Here is a 17,370-nt window from a genome sequence, read left to right on the forward strand (position 1 = left end):
TTAATCCTAAAACAACTTATGAAATTATTTATTAAAGCATTACTTTTATCTTTAGCCCTTTTGCAAACAGCTTGTTCGGTCTTTGAGTCTCAAACTGAGTCCCGTGAAGTGGCGAGATTTACTGCGTTAGCCGTCTCAGGGCTTGCTGAAGTTATTATCACTCAAGGTGAGCAACAAGCATTATTAGTGAAAGTATCAGGTATGCCGATTAGCGATGTTGTGACCACAGTAGAAAATGAGACCTTGCTTATAACAACTAAAGGCTTTCATCGTGGTGAATCGGTACAGGTTTTTGTCAATTATAATCAGCTTTATAGTATTAGCACTTCAGGCTCTGCAGAATTAACGGGCACCAATACCTTAAACACTAAGGAAATGCTTATTACCACTAATGGTGCTGGGGATATCAAAAGTCTGGCTATCAAGGCCGATACCTTAACGGTGAGCATAAACGGTGCGGGTAATGCTAACTTAGATGTTGATGTTGAAAGTATAGATATAGAAATGAACGATGCAGGTGATTTAAAGGTTCAAGGCATTGCAAAGCGCCAAAATATTCGCTCAAACGGCTCTCATGGCACTTTAACTAACGCTGATTTAACCTATTCTAAATAAGAATTTCGCGCTGCTCAAATCATAAAGTCAATCATCAACGTCGAGTATTAACATGAAAAAATTCTTCATCTATTTCACCCTATTCATTATTACCATAGCGGCCATTTTTATGATTGCTTACCACAACAATTTATATGTTTGGGAGAATCCAAAGCAAAACATATGGATTGCCAATGGTCAGCTTTTTGATGGCACCAGTGAACAAGTCAGAGACAACCCCGGCATTCTGATTAAAGACGGCAAGATAGTTTGTATTGGCAGTAACTGCCAAATACCAACAGAAGTTAAGCGCATTGATGCTACAGGCAAAGCCATTGTACCGGGATTGATTGATTTACATGGGCATTTTCTTTCTGGTAAAGCTAGAGATCCTGAGCAGGGTATACCTTCGATGATCTGGCAACAACTTCGATATTTACCCAGTGTTAGGCGTGAACTTATAGCGGCTGGCGTTACCAGTTACCGATCTCTTGGCGATGTTATGCCCGCAATTTTAGATCTTAAAAAAGAGCTTAGCGAGCAAAACATCGCCGGCCCACGGTTGTTTATTGCCGGACCAATATTTACCGTTAAAGGCGGGCACCCAACGCAAGGTAAAGGCATTCCAACTTGGGTGGTCGAGCGCATGACTATACAGTCCGATGATCCAAGTTATGTAAAACAACAAGTGGCAATTTTAGCAGAACAGGGCATAGATGGCATTAAAGTGATCTACCAAGGTAGTACCAATGAAAAAGGCGTTGTTACTATGCCACGTATTTCCAGTGATACCTTATTAGCACTAACCAGTGAGGCGCGTAAACACGGGTTATGGGTTGCAGTACATACTGGCTCGCCAGAGGAAACTGACGAAGCTATTGCTGCGGGTATCAATACCATTGAGCATGGCATTCGTCATGGTAACCTTATCAATTCAACAACGTTACAAAGCATTGTGGAGAATAACATTGTCTACGTACCTACTTTGGGTAGAGAGCCGCAAGGTCACTTAAATATTGCTGCGTTAAATCAATCGGGTGTAGTTTTTGGTGTAGGAACAGATTCTCCTGTAGAAATGGCTGATGGTAATAGCTATCACAACGAATTATCACGTATGGTGAATGCTGGCATTCCTGATGTCAAAGTGCTAATCGCCGCGACTCGCAATGGTGCTGACGCTTTAGGGAAGTTAGCCGAATTAGGCACCATTGAAGTTGGAAAATACGCTGACTTATTAATAGTAAATGGTCAACCTTGGCAAGATATCAGAGAACTTAAAAAAATCAACATAGTTATTCTGTCAGGTCGTATAGCGTTAGATAACTCAACGGAGCCTTTAGCATATTGATTGGTGAGCACTGAGTTGTTTATTAACCCAAGAAATGCAAGGTGATATACTGCATAATTATCACCTTGTAAATGTGCCTATTAGGAGTCACATGAGTTTACTGATTAAAATACATAATTTTCTCTTACCAAATGATGAAGATATTGGTTATTCCGTCTATACCAATTTACTTTTCTTGAGCCTATTTTTTGGTAACTTGTATTTTCGACCGGTGCAGGGAGTTGAAATAGCGATTGTTATTGCTGGACTAATTACCTTTTTAGTACTGTATTTTCGAGCGTTTTCAGTTCAAGAGCATGAGTTGGTTTTTTATATCGCGGCTATCTGTTTAATTGGTATTGTCTTGTCCGAAATTAATGTGGGGGGGAATGTTTTTTTCGTTTATGCCGCGGCATTTAGTGGCCAATTTGAAAATCGGAAGAAAGCTTTCCAAATGCTTTTATCCGTGCTGATATTCACTGTTTTATATACGGTTATTACTGATAAATCGAGTTATTTTTGGATCCCTGCAATTTTTATGTCGGTCACTTTAGGGTTGATGAGCATTCAAGGCTCTGAGGTTTTGAAAAAAAATAAAGCGTTGAAAAAATCGCAGCAAGAAGCTAAGCAATTAGCTAAAATCGCCGAGCGAGAGCGTATCAGCCGCGACTTACATGATTTACTCGGCCATAGCTTATCTGTCATCACTTTAAAGTCAGAACTCGCCGGCAAGATGATTGAAAAAGGCTTACCACTTGAAAAAATTAAAAAAGAAATAAAAGATGTTGAAGAGTTATCGCGAAAAACCTTGGCGCAAGTCAGAGGAGCAGTTAAAGGATATAACATCGCAACGATTAAAGGAGAACTACTACAAGCTAAAGTGGCAACAAAGGCTGCTAACATTGAATTGATAGCAAGCATTGAAGTGGATTTGTTGTCTACTGAGGTTGAATCAGAATTGGCATTAATCATTCGTGAAGCGATAACGAATGTTATTCGTCATGCTGAAACTGCAAAAGTGTGGATAGTATTACAACAAGCGTCAACTTGTTTAAAGTTAACGATAAGCGACCAAGGGCAGATAATCACCACGAAAGAGCAATCCGGTATGCAAAATATGCGTACGCGTATTAACCATATAGGAGGTAGCATGAACGTAGTAAACGCCCCTAATACACAACTGCAATTTATTATACCTATTATTCAAAATACACAAAGCGGCAACTGCGAAGCCATAGAAGATGGCAACCTTGACTAATATTGCTAATGGATAAAAATAAAATGATCAAAATATTAATAGCAGAAGACCAATCGATGGTTCTTGGCGCTTTGTCTGCTTTACTGGATATGGAAGAAGACTTTGAAGTCGTTGCCAAAGCAGAAAATGGCCAAGATGCGCTAAGCAAAGCTCAGCAACAATCCATTGATATCGTTTTGACTGATATTGAAATGCCTTACATGACAGGTATCGAATTAGCGCAGGAATTACAAAAAATAAACCATCCAGCCAAGGTCATGATTTTAACAACCTTTGCTCGTGGCGGTTACCTACGTCGAGCGATGAATGCGGGGGTAAAAGGTTATTTATTAAAAGATGCTCCTGCTGATTCTCTGGCTGATGCAGTAAGAAAAATCCATGCAGGTAAAGTGATTGTTGCACCTGAGTTAGTTACTGAAGCATGGGCTGCCGATGATCCACTGAGTGACAATGAACGTAAAGTATTACGCTTGTCGCAAGCAGGTCATTCAACGAAAGACATCGCTGAGTTAATCTTTTTATCAGCAGGTACAGTACGTAATTATTTATCGGAAGCGACAGCAAAATTGGGGGCTAAAAATAGAATTGAAGCAGCTCGCATTGCAAAGCAAAAAGGCTGGTTATAATTTTTATAGTCTATTGAAACTGCCCATTTCGCCTCTCATTTTGTAACTATAAAGGGGGGGGCGTTTATGTTGCACTACTTAGATTGCTAACCGCTAATCATAGTCCCAGATTAAAGTTATTTACAATAGCGAGTACTCACAGGTATGCTAATTTAACGGGTAATATTGCCATGCAAAATAGGTGCGTTAACTAAATGTTCAACTTAAGAAATTTCTACGCTTTATAGCCGTTTATTTACCCTCTTATTTACGTTACAATGCGCGACTATTCGTCTTTTTCTGTTCAATGTCGTCAAAGACTACACATTAAATTTATGTTTGAAGATTTATGTTTGAAACAAACCCAATATTAACCAAATTAAAAGAAATCCGTGCCCGCGCTAATTCGCTTCGGGGGTACCTTTGACTACGATGTTAAAGCTGAACGTTTAGTTGAAGTTTCTCGTGAATTAGAGCAGCCTGAAGTTTGGAATGAACCTGAGCGGGCTCAAGCCCTTGGTAAAGAGCGCAGCGCCTTAGAAGAAGTCGTTAATACCATAGTCGAACTTGAAACTGGTTGTGAAGATATTGCCGACTTAGTTGAGTTAGCGGTTGAAGAAGAAGATCAAGAAACCTTTGATGAGGCAATTACTGAAGCCGATGCTTTAGATGCCATATTGGCTAAATTAGAATTTCGCCGGATGTTTTCGGGCGAACAAGACATAAATAACTGTTATTTAGATATTCAATCGGGATCTGGCGGCACAGAGGCACAAGATTGGGCTGAAATGTTAATGCGCATGTATTTACGTTGGGGCGACGCGCACGGTTTTAAAACCGAAGTCGTAGAAGTTACCGATGGTGATGTGGCTGGCATTAAAGGTTGTACGATTAAATACAGTGGTGAATATGCTTATGGTTGGTTGCGTACTGAAACAGGCGTGCATCGACTGGTTCGAAAATCACCGTTTGATTCATCTGGTCGCCGACATACCTCCTTTGCCTCAGCATTTATTTATCCCGAAATTGATGACAACATAGAAATTGATATCAACCCCGCAGATTTACGCATTGATACTTACCGTGCATCGGGCGCAGGTGGTCAGCATGTCAATAAAACTGACTCAGCCATTCGTATCACCCATGTTCCTACGGGCGCAGTGGTGCAATGCCAAGCCGATCGCTCTCAGCACAAAAACCGTGCGACGGCAATGAAGCTTTTAAAAGCTAAGTTGTATGAATTAGAAATGCAGAAGCAAAATGCCGACAAACAAGTATTAGAAGATGGTAAGTCTGATATCGGTTGGGGCAGTCAAATTCGCTCTTATGTTTTAGACGATAGCCGTATTAAAGATTTACGCACTGGTGTTGAAAACAGAAATACTCAAGCCGTATTAGACGGCGATATAGACAAGTTTTTAGAAGCCAGTTTAAAGTCTGGTTTGTAGATACCTTTCAGCAGCCACGTTGAAAATAACGGTAATATAAAATAAGCAAGCCGTGTTCAAACTGTGTGACACGGTGATAGATACACGTTTTTAGCAGCCAGTTTGAAGTCTGCTTTGTAGGCATAAATAGAGATTAACCAACATTGAGGTAAGCGCCTTTGCGTGTTTACGTCATTGCCGAAGTATATTGTCGGGAATCCATTAATACTTTATGGGTTCCTAGCTAATATCGGCATGACGCAGTTACCTCGATAAGGTGTGAATCACACATTAAAAAATTAAAGATAACCACGAGAAATAAAATGACAGATAAAGCCAAGAATACACCCGTAGCACAAGATGAAAATAAACTGATTGCTGAGCGCCGTGTAAAGCTTGAAAAGATTCGCTCTAATTGTTCAGCTAATGGTTTTCCTAACGATTTTAATCGTGAACATTTAGCCGCTGACATTCAAGCTGAACATGGTGAAAAAACCAAAGAAGAACTTGAAGAACTACAGGTTACTTACGCTATCGCCGGTCGTGTTATGGCAAAACGTGGACCATTTTTAGTGATACAAGACGCGTCAGGTCGTATTCAAGGTTATGCTGAAAAAACCGTACAGAAAGAAATAAGAGCTAAATGGGGTTCGTTAGATATTGGTGACATCATTGGTATTAGAGGTATTTTACATAAATCAGGTAAAGGCGATCTTTACGTGAATATGAATGAATACTCATTGTTGACTAAATCACTACGTCCATTACCTGAAAAGTTTCATGGTTTATCAGATCAAGAAACTAAATATCGTCAGCGTTATATTGATTTGATTATCAATGAAGAGACCCGTAATACCTTTAAAATGCGTTCAAAAATTATTTCAGGGATTCGACAGTTTTTAGTTGAACGTGATTTTATGGAAGTAGAAACACCGATGCTGCAAATCATACCAGGTGGCGCAACCGCTAAACCGTTTATGACGCATCACAATACTTTTGATCTTGATATGTATTTACGTATTGCGCCAGAGCTTAACTTAAAACGTTTAGTGGTCGGCGGTTTCGAACGTGTATTTGAAATTAACCGTAGTTTCCGTAATGAAGGTATTTCAACACGTCATAACCCTGAATTCACCATGATTGAATTTTATCAAGCTTATGCTGATTTCAATGACATGATGAACCTTACAGAAGAAATGTTACGCACTGTTGCCCAAGATGTACTTGGTACAACAATGATTCGTAATACCGTTAAAAATGCTGATGGTGAAGTAGTGGAAGAGAAATTCTACGATTTTGGCCAGCCATTTGTACGTTTATCTATGGTAGATGCCATTTTAACTTATGGTAAAGATCATCGCGCCGCTGAGCACCTTGATGAAGCCGTATTACGTGACCCAGAAAATAACTTTGATGCAATTAAAGCGATGGCGAAAGCGGTTGGTGTTAAAGAAAACAGTGCGTCTAAAGTATGGGGACCAGGTAAATACATTTGTGAAATTTTTGAAGAAGTTGCCGAGCACTTATTGGATCAACCTACCTTTATCACCGAGTACCCGTGGGAAGTTTCACCACTAGCACGCCGTAACGATAATAATTCATTTATTACCGACAGATTTGAATTCTTTGTTGGTGGTCGTGAATTAGCCAATGGTTTCTCTGAGCTTAACGATGCAGAAGACCAAGCAGCACGTTTTAAGAAACAAGTTGAAGAAAAAGATGCTGGAGATGATGAAGCTATGCATTACGATGCGGATTACATAACAGCCTTAGAATACGGTTTACCACCAACGGCTGGTGAAGGCATTGGTATCGACCGTTTAGTGATGTTGTTTACTGATTCACCCACAATTAAAGATGTTATTTTATTCCCGCATATGCGCCCTGAAGCAGAGTAATAAACGCGTTTTGAATAAAACCGTTATTTGAAAATAGTCAAATAAGCATGATGAAGCCCGTAGTTATTAGCATAAAATCGCTAGTAACTACGGGCTTTTTTTTTGGTATTTTAAAAGGATGTAAGGCAGGTTTTATTACATACTCTCACTGTGAGTGGTCAAGTTCTGTTTTACATAATATTAACAATGCAGTAGGCTAAACTCGAAAATTTTTTTGTTCAGTTACCTACAACGAAATTGGCAAAAATAATAAATAAAAATTAACGCAAGGAATAATAATGTTAACAATAAAAAATTTATCCAAGACTTACGATAACGGAGTAAAAGCTCTTGATAACGTCAACCTAGTAATCCCTAAAGGGGTGTTTGGGTTACTGGGTCCAAATGGTGCTGGAAAGTCATCCTTAATGCGCACGATTGCAACGTTACAAGATGCAGACAGCGGTAGTATTGACTTTGATGGTGTTGATGTACTCAATGATCCCCAAGCTTTAAGGCAACGTTTAGGTTACTTACCGCAAGATTTTGGCGTTTACCCCCGCATCAGCGCTTATGAACTACTTGACCACCTCGCTATTTTAAAAGGCTTGAAAAATAAAGCTGAGCGCAAAGAAGCTGTCGAAGGCTTATTGGCACAAACCAACCTATATCAACACAGAAAAAATGCAGTGAGTGGTTTTTCAGGCGGTATGCGACAGCGTTTTGGTATTGCTCAAGCATTATTAGGCGATCCAGATTTACTTATTGTTGATGAACCAACGGCAGGTTTAGATCCTGAAGAACGTAACCGCTTTCATAACTTATTAGTAAGCTTAGGTGAAGAAAAAGCCATTATTTTATCGACCCATATCGTTGATGACGTGAGTGAACTTTGTCCTAATATGGCGGTGTTAGCGTCAGGTAAAATTATATTACAAGGTAATCCCATTGAGTTAACCAATAAATTAAATGGTCAAATTTGGCGTAAAGCCATTCCACAAGCTGAGGTTGAGGCAATAGAGCAAGACTTTAATGTTATCTCCAAACGTTTATTTGCCGGGCAAACCATCATTCATGTTATTGATGAGAATGCTCCCTTTGGATTTGAGGCGGCCCCAGCGAATTTAGAAGATGTTTATTTCTCTACCCTAAATGATCATCGTGCCAATAACCAAGATGCAGTGACAGTAAGTCAAGTCGCTTAATTGCCTAACAAAGCATAAGGAACCTCTCATGTTAATGAAAATGTTCGCCTTTGAATGGCGCTATTTTACTCGACAACCCTCTTTTTACGTTACCAGTTTAATATTTTTTTTACTGACTTTTTTTGCGACCGTTAGTGAAAATATACAAATAGGTGGTGGTGGTAATGTTTTATATAACGGTCCGTTTTCAATTGCGCAAACGTTATTGATTATGGGCTTGTTTGCCATGTTTTTGGTGGTGAATTTTGTCGGCAGTACGGCAACAAGAAATGACACTAGCCAAATGTCGGAACTGCTTTATAGTAAACCTATTAACCCATTGAGTTATCAGCTTGGGCGGTTTTTAGGCTCATTTGCCGTGGTGGCAACAGTCTTTGCTTTTGTTCCATTAGCAATTTTATGTGGTACCTTGCTTGGTGGTTTAGTTGGCTGGGTTGATCCTGAACGCATAGGGCCAACCAATCTTAGTCATTACTTTACCGCCTATTTTTACCTGTCGTTACCGACACTGTTAGTGCTGTCTTGTTTTTTCTACGCTATTGCCATTAAATTCCGCTCAATGATGGCGGTGTATCTCTCTGCTGTAGGTTTGTTTATTTTATATTCTATTTCAGGGCAGTTTTTGAATGAGCCTGAATATCGTGTTATGGCGGCATTACTTGATCCATTTGCTTTTAATACCTTTGGTGAAGTAACCCGTTATTGGACTATGTTTGATAAAAACAATAGCTCAATTGAACTCAGCGGTCTTTTGCTTGAAAACCGCTTACTTTGGTTAGCCATCTCTGTGGTTATTATGGCTGTGTTTGGAGGTTTTCGTGCGAAAGTGCGTCTGTCGCCAGCTAAAGTGAAAAAGCAGACTAAAAAAGCACAACACAAAGCGGAGCAACAAGAACAGTTGCAAACGATGAAAATCCCGCAACTTTTGCATAATAATATTTCTACCAAAAGCTCAGGAATTCAAACCGCGGCACATTTACGTTTACGCATCTTATTTGAAATAAAGCAGGTGATATTCAGTGCACCATTTATGGTGTTAGCGGTGTTAACGGTTTTCTTGCTCGTTGCGCCCTTGGTTGATCCCCAAGGCATGTTTGGAACACCTAACTGGCCATTTACTCAAGCAATGGTTTCCCTCATTGCTAACTCGACCGGCTTATTAATGATGATAGTGCTGGCTTATTACAGTGCTGAAATTGTCTGGCGTGAGCGTAACTCCGGTATGGGTGATATTGTTGATTCAATGCCAGTAAATAATATTACTTTTTGGCTATCAAAAATTATCGCTATTAGCTTAGTGCTCGTTTTGCTTTATGTCTTTGGAATTGGGGTTACGGTACTAAATCAAATAATGCGTGGTCATGAACATATAGAGTTCTCACAATATATTATTCGGTTAGGTTACATTAATTTATTACCCTTAATTTTAACCGCGGTATTGGCATTTTTCTTACAGGTGATTAGTTCAAACAAATATGTAGGTATGTTGCTATTTGTGCTTTATATCATCAGTACCATCACGTTAAGTAATTTTGGCTTTAGCCATAACATGTTTCAATTTGCTAGCGTACCACAAGTTTTTTATTCTGATATTAATGGTTATGGTACATTTTTAGCCAGTCATCATTGGTATATGCTTTACTGGACTGGTTTAACCTTGGTACTGGCAAGTTTAGCTTATGCTTTATGGCATCGAGGGCCAGCTCAAGGCTTGAAAGCTCGTCTAGCTAAGGTGGGGTATTATTTGGCAGTACCTGGAAAGTTAACGATTATGGCGGGTTTAGTGATCTTTATTGGTGCGGGTAGCGTAATTCATTACAACACCCGTATTGTGAATGAGTATATTATTGCTGACGATTTAGAAGACCTTCAAGCTGAATATGAACACAAGTATGTTGAGCATTTAAATGCCACGATTCCTACCATTATCAAGACACACGCTAAAGTTGATATTTACCCGAAGCAACGCCGCATAGAAGCGGTAGCTGAGCTAAGTTTAACCAACACCTCAGATAAACCGATCGAGAAGTTTTTAGTGTCTAAACCTAGGTTTAGTAAAACATGGCAAGTTGAAATTGAAGGTGGCGAGTTAGGCGCATTAGATGAAAAGTATAATACGGCTTGGTTTACTTTTAAGCAGCCTTTAATGCCAGGTGAAGTACGCCAGGGTAAGTTAACAGTGACGCGCGAGCATCACGGTTTCTCTGATGGTAATAATGATTTTACCTTACTGGAAAACGGTACTTTTATCGATAACTTCACCTTGTTTCCAACCTTTGGTTATCGCCAAGATTGGCAGTTAACTGATCGTCATGACAGGCGTAATCATGATTTAAAACCACTTCAACGCGCGAACAAGCTCGAAGACAGTCGTTTTTACAATGAAAGTTTTTTTGGTAAAGGCGTAGGTTTTATTGACTTTGAAGCAACTATATCAACGTCGGCTGAACAATTTGCCATAGCGCCTGGGTATTTGCAAAGTGAGCAGCTAATTGATGGCAGAAGAGTGTTCCATTATAAAATGGATGCACCTATGGTGAACTTTTATTCTTTTCTATCGGCAGAGTTAGCGTCGAAAAAAGAGCAATATAAAGGTATTGATATCGAAGTTTATTATCATGAAAATCACAGCATGAATGTTGATCGTATGATTGAATCAGTGCGTGATTCAATTGATTATTTCACTGAAAATTTTGGTCCTTACCAACATAAGCAAATGCGCATTATTGAATTCCCAGGTTATCGTTCATTCGCGCAAAGTTTTGCTAATACGGTGCCATATTCAGAGAAAATAGGTTTTATTAGTGATTTACGTGATCCTGAAAATATTGATCCCGTCTATTATGTTACCGCGCATGAAGTTGCTCACCAATGGTGGGGACATCAAGTGGGTGCCGCTAATGTTCAAGGCAGTGCTATTATTTCAGAAAGTTTGTCGCAATATAGTGCCTTGATGGTCATGGAGAAAAAATACGGTGAAGATAAAATTCGTAAGTTTTTGAAATATGAATTAGACCGTTACCTTCGTGGTAGAAGCGTAGAGTTTTTAGAAGAAATGCCCTTGTATCGTAGTGAAAATCAGCAGTACATTCACTATCGTAAAGGCTCTGTGGTAATGATGTCACTAAAAGATCGTTTAGGAGAGCAAAGGTTAAATTCGGCCTTAGAAAAGTTCTTACAGGACTTTAAATATCAAAGCACACCTTATCCAACCACCTTAGATTTAATGGCTTACCTTAATCAAGATACTAATGAGCAAGAAAAGACCTTTATTAGTAACCTGTTTGAGCATATTAGTTTGTATGATCTAAAAACTACTGATGTAACCGTGTCAGAGGTGGATGGAATGGATGATTTCTATGATGTAACGCTAACTATTGAAGCTGCTTTAAAGAGAGCTGATGGTCAAGGTAAGGAAACCGAAGTAGAGTTTACTGATGAGATTGATATTGGCTTATTTAGTGCTGATCCAGAAGACCTTAGCGCTAAAGATTTTGTTTTATATCTAGCTAAGCATCAAATAAAAACCGGTAGTAATGAAATAAAGATCAGAGTGAAAGGTAAACCTACCTTTGCCGGCGTTGATCCTTTTATCAGACTGGTGGATAGAGATAGTGCTGATAATATTTATCGCTTATAAGCTTTAACGGTAAAAATGCCCAACAAGATTGATTCGCTATTTGTTGGGCATTTTAGTTTATTAGCCATTAATCCTTTTTTTTTGGCCCACTTTTAAGTAGATTAGAGCCATTCTAATAATTATAAAAATCCCTCCCTTATCTAGTGGGGGTTAAAAACATCAACGAGAATAATAAATGAGTGTTTCAAGAGGCGGATTTAGTTCGCGTTTCGGTTTTATTATGGCCGCGTCAGGCTCTGCTGTAGGCTTAGGTAATATTTGGGGTTTTCCAACCCAAACAGCAAGCAATGGTGGTGCTGCCTTTGTTTTAGTGTACTTAGTGTTAGCATTTTGTTTAGCTTATCCCGCGTTTATGGCTGAGTTGTTAATTGGTCGTTATGGTCAAGCCAATGCGGTGACCAGTATGCAAAAAATGTCACGTAATTTATGGCAAAAACGTTTTGCCTTTGTTATCGGCTTTGGCGGCATTATTTGCGCGGCACTTATTTTAAGTTTTTATGGTATTTTAGCTGGCTGGATGATGGCCTATGCCGTTGAGCCCATCAGCCAATTACTTGGTTTTCAGCAAGCTTCAAGTTGGTTAACGGTACAGTCTGTGCCTCGAGACTTAATATTCAGCGCATTGTTTATGATGTTAACCATAGGGATAATTCGCCGTGGTGTTGAACAGGGTATTGAAAAATGGTCAAAACGTTTGATGCCAATGTTGATCGGTTTACTTATTTTATTGATCATCTATGTCTTTACCTTAGACGGTTCACGTGAAGGTTTCGCCGCGTATTTAAATCCAGATATTTCGCGTATTTTTGAGCCAGAACTACTGATAAGCGCCTTAGGGCAAGCATTTTTCTCGCTGTCGTTAGGCACCAGTGTCATGATCATTTATGGCTCTTATATTTCTAAAAAAGAAAACTTAGTAACCTTAGGCGCGCAAGTGACCTTAATTGATGTTTCTATTGCCTTTTTAGCGGGCTTACTTATTATTCCTGCCATGTATGTTGCGCAGGCGCAAGGTGTCGAAATTTTTGCCGATGATGGCAGTTTAATATCAGGCCCTAACTTAGTCTTTGATGTATTACCTAGCTTATTTACTGGTATGGGTGATATTGGTGTATTTGTTGCCTTTGCCTTTTTTGTTTTAATGTCTATAGCGGCATTAACATCATCAATTTCTATGTTAGAGGGACCCGTATCTTTTGTGGTTGAACGTCATCATATTGAACGTAAAAAAGCCACTACAGTGATAGGTATAGCTATTTTACTCTTAAGCGCATTAATCGTGGTAAATTTTGAATTGTTATTTGGTTTAGTGATCAGTATTTCTACGGTATACGGCCAACCTATTATTGCTATGTTATGTTGTGTTTTTGTTGGTTGGATTTGGTATAGAAATGAAATTTTAGCGGAAATCAAGCAAGGTAATGAAGATGTCGAGCACAGTTTCTTCTGGAAAATCTGGCCTTGGTATACTAAGTTCGTTTGTCCGACAGCGATAGCTTTAGTTTTTTTGCATTCTTTATAGCTAGTTATCAATACGGCCGTAGCCTTGGTGCTTTTGTTACTTACGATGAGTTCATTTGTCCGACAGCGATAGCTCTAGTATTTTGGCACTCGTTATAGATAATTGCGCGATTAGTTTATATTCAAGATAAGCCGCCTACGATTTATTGATAACCTGTAGGCGGGAACTTGTTCGCGCTAAAGCCTTGGCCAGTTTAACAGCCAAGGTTTTTTTATTGCTGCTAATTGCTTATGAACTTCATTATTTAAGTAATAATGCCCGTTACTCGGCAGTGAAGTAAACTCAAAAGACTTGCCTAAATAACTAAACTTGAGTGCATAGGCATGTAGGTAACCTCTATCGACTTTCGATGTCGTGTAATAAAGTGGGTCGCCAACGATGGGGGTGCCAATGCTAGCAAGTGCGACGCGTAATTGGTGGGTTTTACCCGAATGCGGTTTAAGTAGGTATAAGCGTTGCTTATTCGCAATGCTATAGGAAAAAAACTGGGTAATTGCGGGGTTTTCCATGCTGCGTAATAACTTGAACATACCACGGCGACTTTTCGCCATATCACCCTTGATTAAGCCCTGTTTTTTACTTGGTTTTTTATCGCCAATGGCAAGATAGTACTTTTCAATGTCATGATCATTAAATAGCTGACCAAAGGTTTGCGCACCCACTAAGGTTTTAGCAAAAATAACTAAACCTGAAGTCATCTTATCTAATCGATGTATAGGATAGAGTTCTGCTGACTTATTCTGGTTTTGTATATGTCTTTTAACGAGCGAGAAAAGCCCCGAGCCGATATCACCTTCATCATGAAAATTTGTGCCTGCCTCTTTATCAACCACAATAAAATCAGCATGTTCTGCAATAGTTTTAAACATTAAAATTAACCGAAAAGTATTTATGTTTGCTATGATAATTGAAACTTCAATATTTTACTCATTTTACAGGATGTTATTTTGCTAAAATCCCCTAAGAATCACCTTTCTACCCAGATATTAGGTAAATTTAAATCTACATTTAAAGTCACGGCAATTGCCGCAAGCACGGCCTTATTATTTGCTTGTAGTAGCCAAGAAACGACAACGTTACCTTCGGGGGTTAGTTTGGTTGAGACTGTTGTAGCTCAGCAAGGTACGCTTAATATACCTTTTAAAAAGTATAAGCTAGCGAATGGCTTAACGGTGATCTTACATCAAGATAATTCAGATCCGCTAGTGCATGTTGATGTTACTTATCATGTTGGCTCGGCTCGCGAGCAATTGGGTAAATCAGGCTTTGCCCACTTCTTTGAACATATGATGTTTCAAGGTTCACTAAATGTTGCTGATGAACAGCACTTTAAAGTTGTCACCCAAAGTGGTGGTAACCTCAATGGTACGACTAACTCCGACCGAACTAACTATTTTGAAACGGTGCCGAACAATCAGCTAGAAAAAATGTTATGGCTTGAGTCAGACCGCATGGGCTTTTTACTCGAAGCCATTACGGCTGAAAAATTTGAGATCCAACGTGCGACCGTAAAAAATGAGCGTGGTCAAAATGTTGATAATCGCCCTTATGGCCGATTAAATGAAACCGTTAATCAAATGATTTTCCCACGTGAACATCCATATTCATGGCCGACAATTGGTTATATATCAGATTTAGACCGTGGCACAGTAACAGACTTAAAAGAATTTTTCTCTCGTTGGTACGGACCTAATAATGCAGTGCTTACTATTGGTGGTGATATCGATGAAGCGCAAACACTTGCTTGGGTAAATAAATATTTTGGCGAATTAAGCCGAGGCCCAGCGGTAGAAAATATTGCTAAAACCTCGGTAACCTTGAGTGAGAACCGTTATTACTCATTTACCGATAATGTATCTTTGCCACTACTTTATATCAGCTTTCCAACTGTTTATGGTATGCATGAAGATGAGCCAGCTTTAGATGTATTAGCGAATATTTTAGGTGGTGGTCCAACATCACTGCTGTATAAAAACTTAGTTAAATCCGGTGTCGCTGTGCAAGCCGGTGTTAGCCACCCATGCCGTGAGCTAGCCTGTGGTATGAACTTTTTTGCTTTACCAAACCCGCAACAAGGTTTGTCATTAGCAAAAATTGAACAAGTGATTAATGAGACTTTAGTTGAGTTTGAGCAACGTGGTGTCAATGCCGATGACTTATTAAAAACCAAAGTGGGTATTGAAACCGGTACCATTTATGGTCTGCAAAGTGTGTCAGGAAAAGTCTCTAACTTAGCCCATTTTCAAACTATGTTGGGCAATGCGAATTACACTGAGCAACAAGTGGCTCGTTATAATAACGTGACCAAAGCGGATGTAATGCGAGTCTTCAAGCAATATATTCAAGGCAAAGGTGCTGCGATATTATCGATTGTACCCCATGGGCAAGAAGCCTTAGTGGCAAAGGCGAATAACTTTACCTTACCGGATGTAAGTAATCCGCCAACACTGGCGCAACTTGATACGCCATTGATGAAAAATACCAGTAACTTTGATCGTAGTATTATGCCGGCCTCAGGTGTTAATCCTCAAATAAAAGTACCTAGCTTATGGCGTGAAAAGTTTACTAATGGCATTGATATCATTGCCACTAAAAACAGCGAAACGCCAACAATAAGCTTGTTATTAAGTATTGATGGCGGTGTATTGCTTGATTCAGTCGATAAAGCCGGTTTAGCGAGCTTAACTGCCAGTTTGATGAACGAAGGAACTACAGTTCATAGTAAAGAAGAGTTATCGAATGAATTGGCCATACTCGGCAGTGATATATCTATTGGTGCTGGTGGACGTAATACCTATATCAAAGTGAATAGTTTGGTGAAAAACCTCGATGCCACACTCGCGTTAATGAATGAAATGATGTTTAAACCTGCCTTTAAGCAAGAAGATTTTGACCGCGTTAAAAATCAGTTAATTCAAGGGTTAGAGCAAGGTAATAAAGACGCTCGCACGTTAGCAAGTAATGCCTTAAAGCAAGTGACTTACGGTAAAGGTAATCGTTTTGGATTACCCGATAGCGGCACCATAGCAACGGTATCAGCCATATCTCTTGCAGATGTTAAAGGTTTTTATCAAGCATATTTCTCACCAGCTAAAGCGAGTTTAGTTGTCGTTGGCGATATTGAAAAAACTGAATTGTTAGCGAAATTAGATACATTGAAAGCCTGGCAGGGGAAAGATTACCAGATTCATGGTGATTATCAGTTCCCACAAGTAACGCCAAATAAACTTTATTTTGTTGATTTACCTGATGCCACCCAGTCGGTAATTAAATTATCTCGTCGAGCAATGACTTATGATGCAACAGGTGAACACTTTAAAGCGACCTTGATGAATTACCCGTTAGGTAGCGCTTTTAATAGCCGTATCAATTTAAATTTACGTGAAGATAAAGGTTATACCTATGGTGCATCCAGTTACTTCTCAGCGGGCAAAACGTTAGGTCGTTTTAGTGCCGGCGCTAGTGTTAAAGCAGAACATACTTATGACGCTATGGTAGAAATTGAAACAGAGCTGAAAAACTACCAACAGCATGGTTTAACGGCAGATGAAGTGACCTTTATGCGCCAAGCCATTTCACAAAATGAAGCCTTAAGTTTTGAGACCCCGAGTCAAAAAAGTGGTTTTTTAAGACAGTTACTGCAATTTAATTTGCCGGTAAATTATGGTGAAGAACAAAGCCATATAATAAATAACATCACTCTTGAGCAGCTAAACAGTATCGCGGCAAAAGAATTAGCAAAACCTATGCAATGGATTGTGGTTGGTGACGGTCTAGTAGTTAAGCCACAATTAAAGGCCCTTAATATTGAGGTGGTTGAACTGGAATTGGCCAAATAATACTATTTCGCAGAATAAATAAAGCGGAATTTATATAACAAGGTATTGAAAATCATTGAAAGACCCCTTATTTATA

The 17,370-nt window shown here is 39.2% G+C and carries 11 protein-coding genes; 10 read left to right on the plus strand and 1 reads right to left on the minus strand.

The annotated features are described in order from the left end of the window. The first annotated feature begins 18 nt into the window (after positions 1–18). The 9 genes from F580_RS0114865 to F580_RS0114905 all read left to right on the plus strand — a co-directional run bounded on the left by F580_RS0114865 (position 19) and on the right by F580_RS0114905 (position 13,455). Positions 19–615 (plus strand): GIN domain-containing protein, encoded by a 597-nt coding sequence (locus tag F580_RS0114865; RefSeq protein WP_019028535.1) that lies wholly within the window; start codon positions 19–21, stop codon positions 613–615. Between the two features lie 52 nt (positions 616–667). After that, positions 668–1,942, plus strand: coding sequence for an amidohydrolase family protein (locus F580_RS0114870; protein ID WP_083926994.1), 1,275 nt, complete (start codon positions 668–670; stop codon positions 1,940–1,942). 91 nt (positions 1,943–2,033) lie between these two features. After that, positions 2,034–3,179, plus strand: coding sequence for a sensor histidine kinase (locus F580_RS0114875; RefSeq protein ID WP_019028537.1), 1,146 nt, complete (start codon positions 2,034–2,036; stop codon positions 3,177–3,179). Positions 3,180–3,202: 23 nt separating this feature from the next. Further along, on the plus strand, positions 3,203–3,805 hold the full coding sequence (locus tag F580_RS0114880; RefSeq protein WP_026301460.1) for a response regulator transcription factor: 603 nt from the start codon (positions 3,203–3,205) through the stop codon (positions 3,803–3,805). A 328-nt stretch (positions 3,806–4,133) separates the two neighbouring features. Next, a protein-coding gene (gene prfB, locus F580_RS24620) for a peptide chain release factor 2 (RefSeq protein WP_169338312.1) occupies positions 4,134–5,232 on the plus strand; the annotation gives its coding sequence in 2 pieces (ribosomal slippage) (positions 4,134–4,208 and positions 4,210–5,232; 1,098 coding nt in all). 302 nt (positions 5,233–5,534) lie between these two features. Next, on the plus strand, positions 5,535–7,109 hold the full coding sequence (lysS, locus tag F580_RS0114890) for a lysine--tRNA ligase (RefSeq protein ID WP_019028540.1): 1,575 nt from the start codon (positions 5,535–5,537) through the stop codon (positions 7,107–7,109). A 278-nt stretch (positions 7,110–7,387) separates the two neighbouring features. Continuing rightward, the gene (locus tag F580_RS0114895) at positions 7,388–8,293 is read left to right on the plus strand and encodes an ABC transporter ATP-binding protein (protein WP_019028541.1); all 906 of its coding nucleotides are present in this window, start codon (positions 7,388–7,390) and stop codon (positions 8,291–8,293) included. A 28-nt stretch (positions 8,294–8,321) separates the two neighbouring features. Beyond that, positions 8,322–11,933 carry an ABC transporter permease/M1 family aminopeptidase gene (locus F580_RS0114900; protein WP_019028542.1) on the plus strand — a complete coding sequence of 1,204 codons (3,612 nt, stop codon included), beginning with the start codon at positions 8,322–8,324 and terminating at the stop codon, positions 11,931–11,933. Positions 11,934–12,108: 175 nt separating this feature from the next. Next, positions 12,109–13,455: a sodium-dependent transporter gene (locus F580_RS0114905; protein ID WP_026301461.1), complete on the plus strand. Its 1,347-nt coding sequence runs from the start codon at positions 12,109–12,111 to the stop codon at positions 13,453–13,455. Between the two features lie 176 nt (positions 13,456–13,631). Here the strand turns inward: F580_RS0114905 and F580_RS0114910 are convergent, their stop codons facing one another. Beyond that, the gene (locus F580_RS0114910) at positions 13,632–14,324 is read right to left on the minus strand and encodes a TIGR01621 family pseudouridine synthase (protein WP_019028544.1); all 693 of its coding nucleotides are present in this window, start codon (positions 14,322–14,324) and stop codon (positions 13,632–13,634) included. 78 nt (positions 14,325–14,402) lie between these two features. On the opposite strand from F580_RS0114910, the gene F580_RS0114915 reads away from it, so the two are divergent. Next, positions 14,403–17,294 (plus strand): M16 family metallopeptidase, encoded by a 2,892-nt coding sequence (locus F580_RS0114915; protein WP_019028545.1) that lies wholly within the window; start codon positions 14,403–14,405, stop codon positions 17,292–17,294. The last annotated feature ends 76 nt before the right edge of the window (positions 17,295–17,370 follow it).

This window comes from Colwellia piezophila ATCC BAA-637, assembly GCF_000378625.1.
Classification (GTDB): Bacteria; Pseudomonadota; Gammaproteobacteria; order Enterobacterales; family Alteromonadaceae; genus Colwellia; species Colwellia piezophila.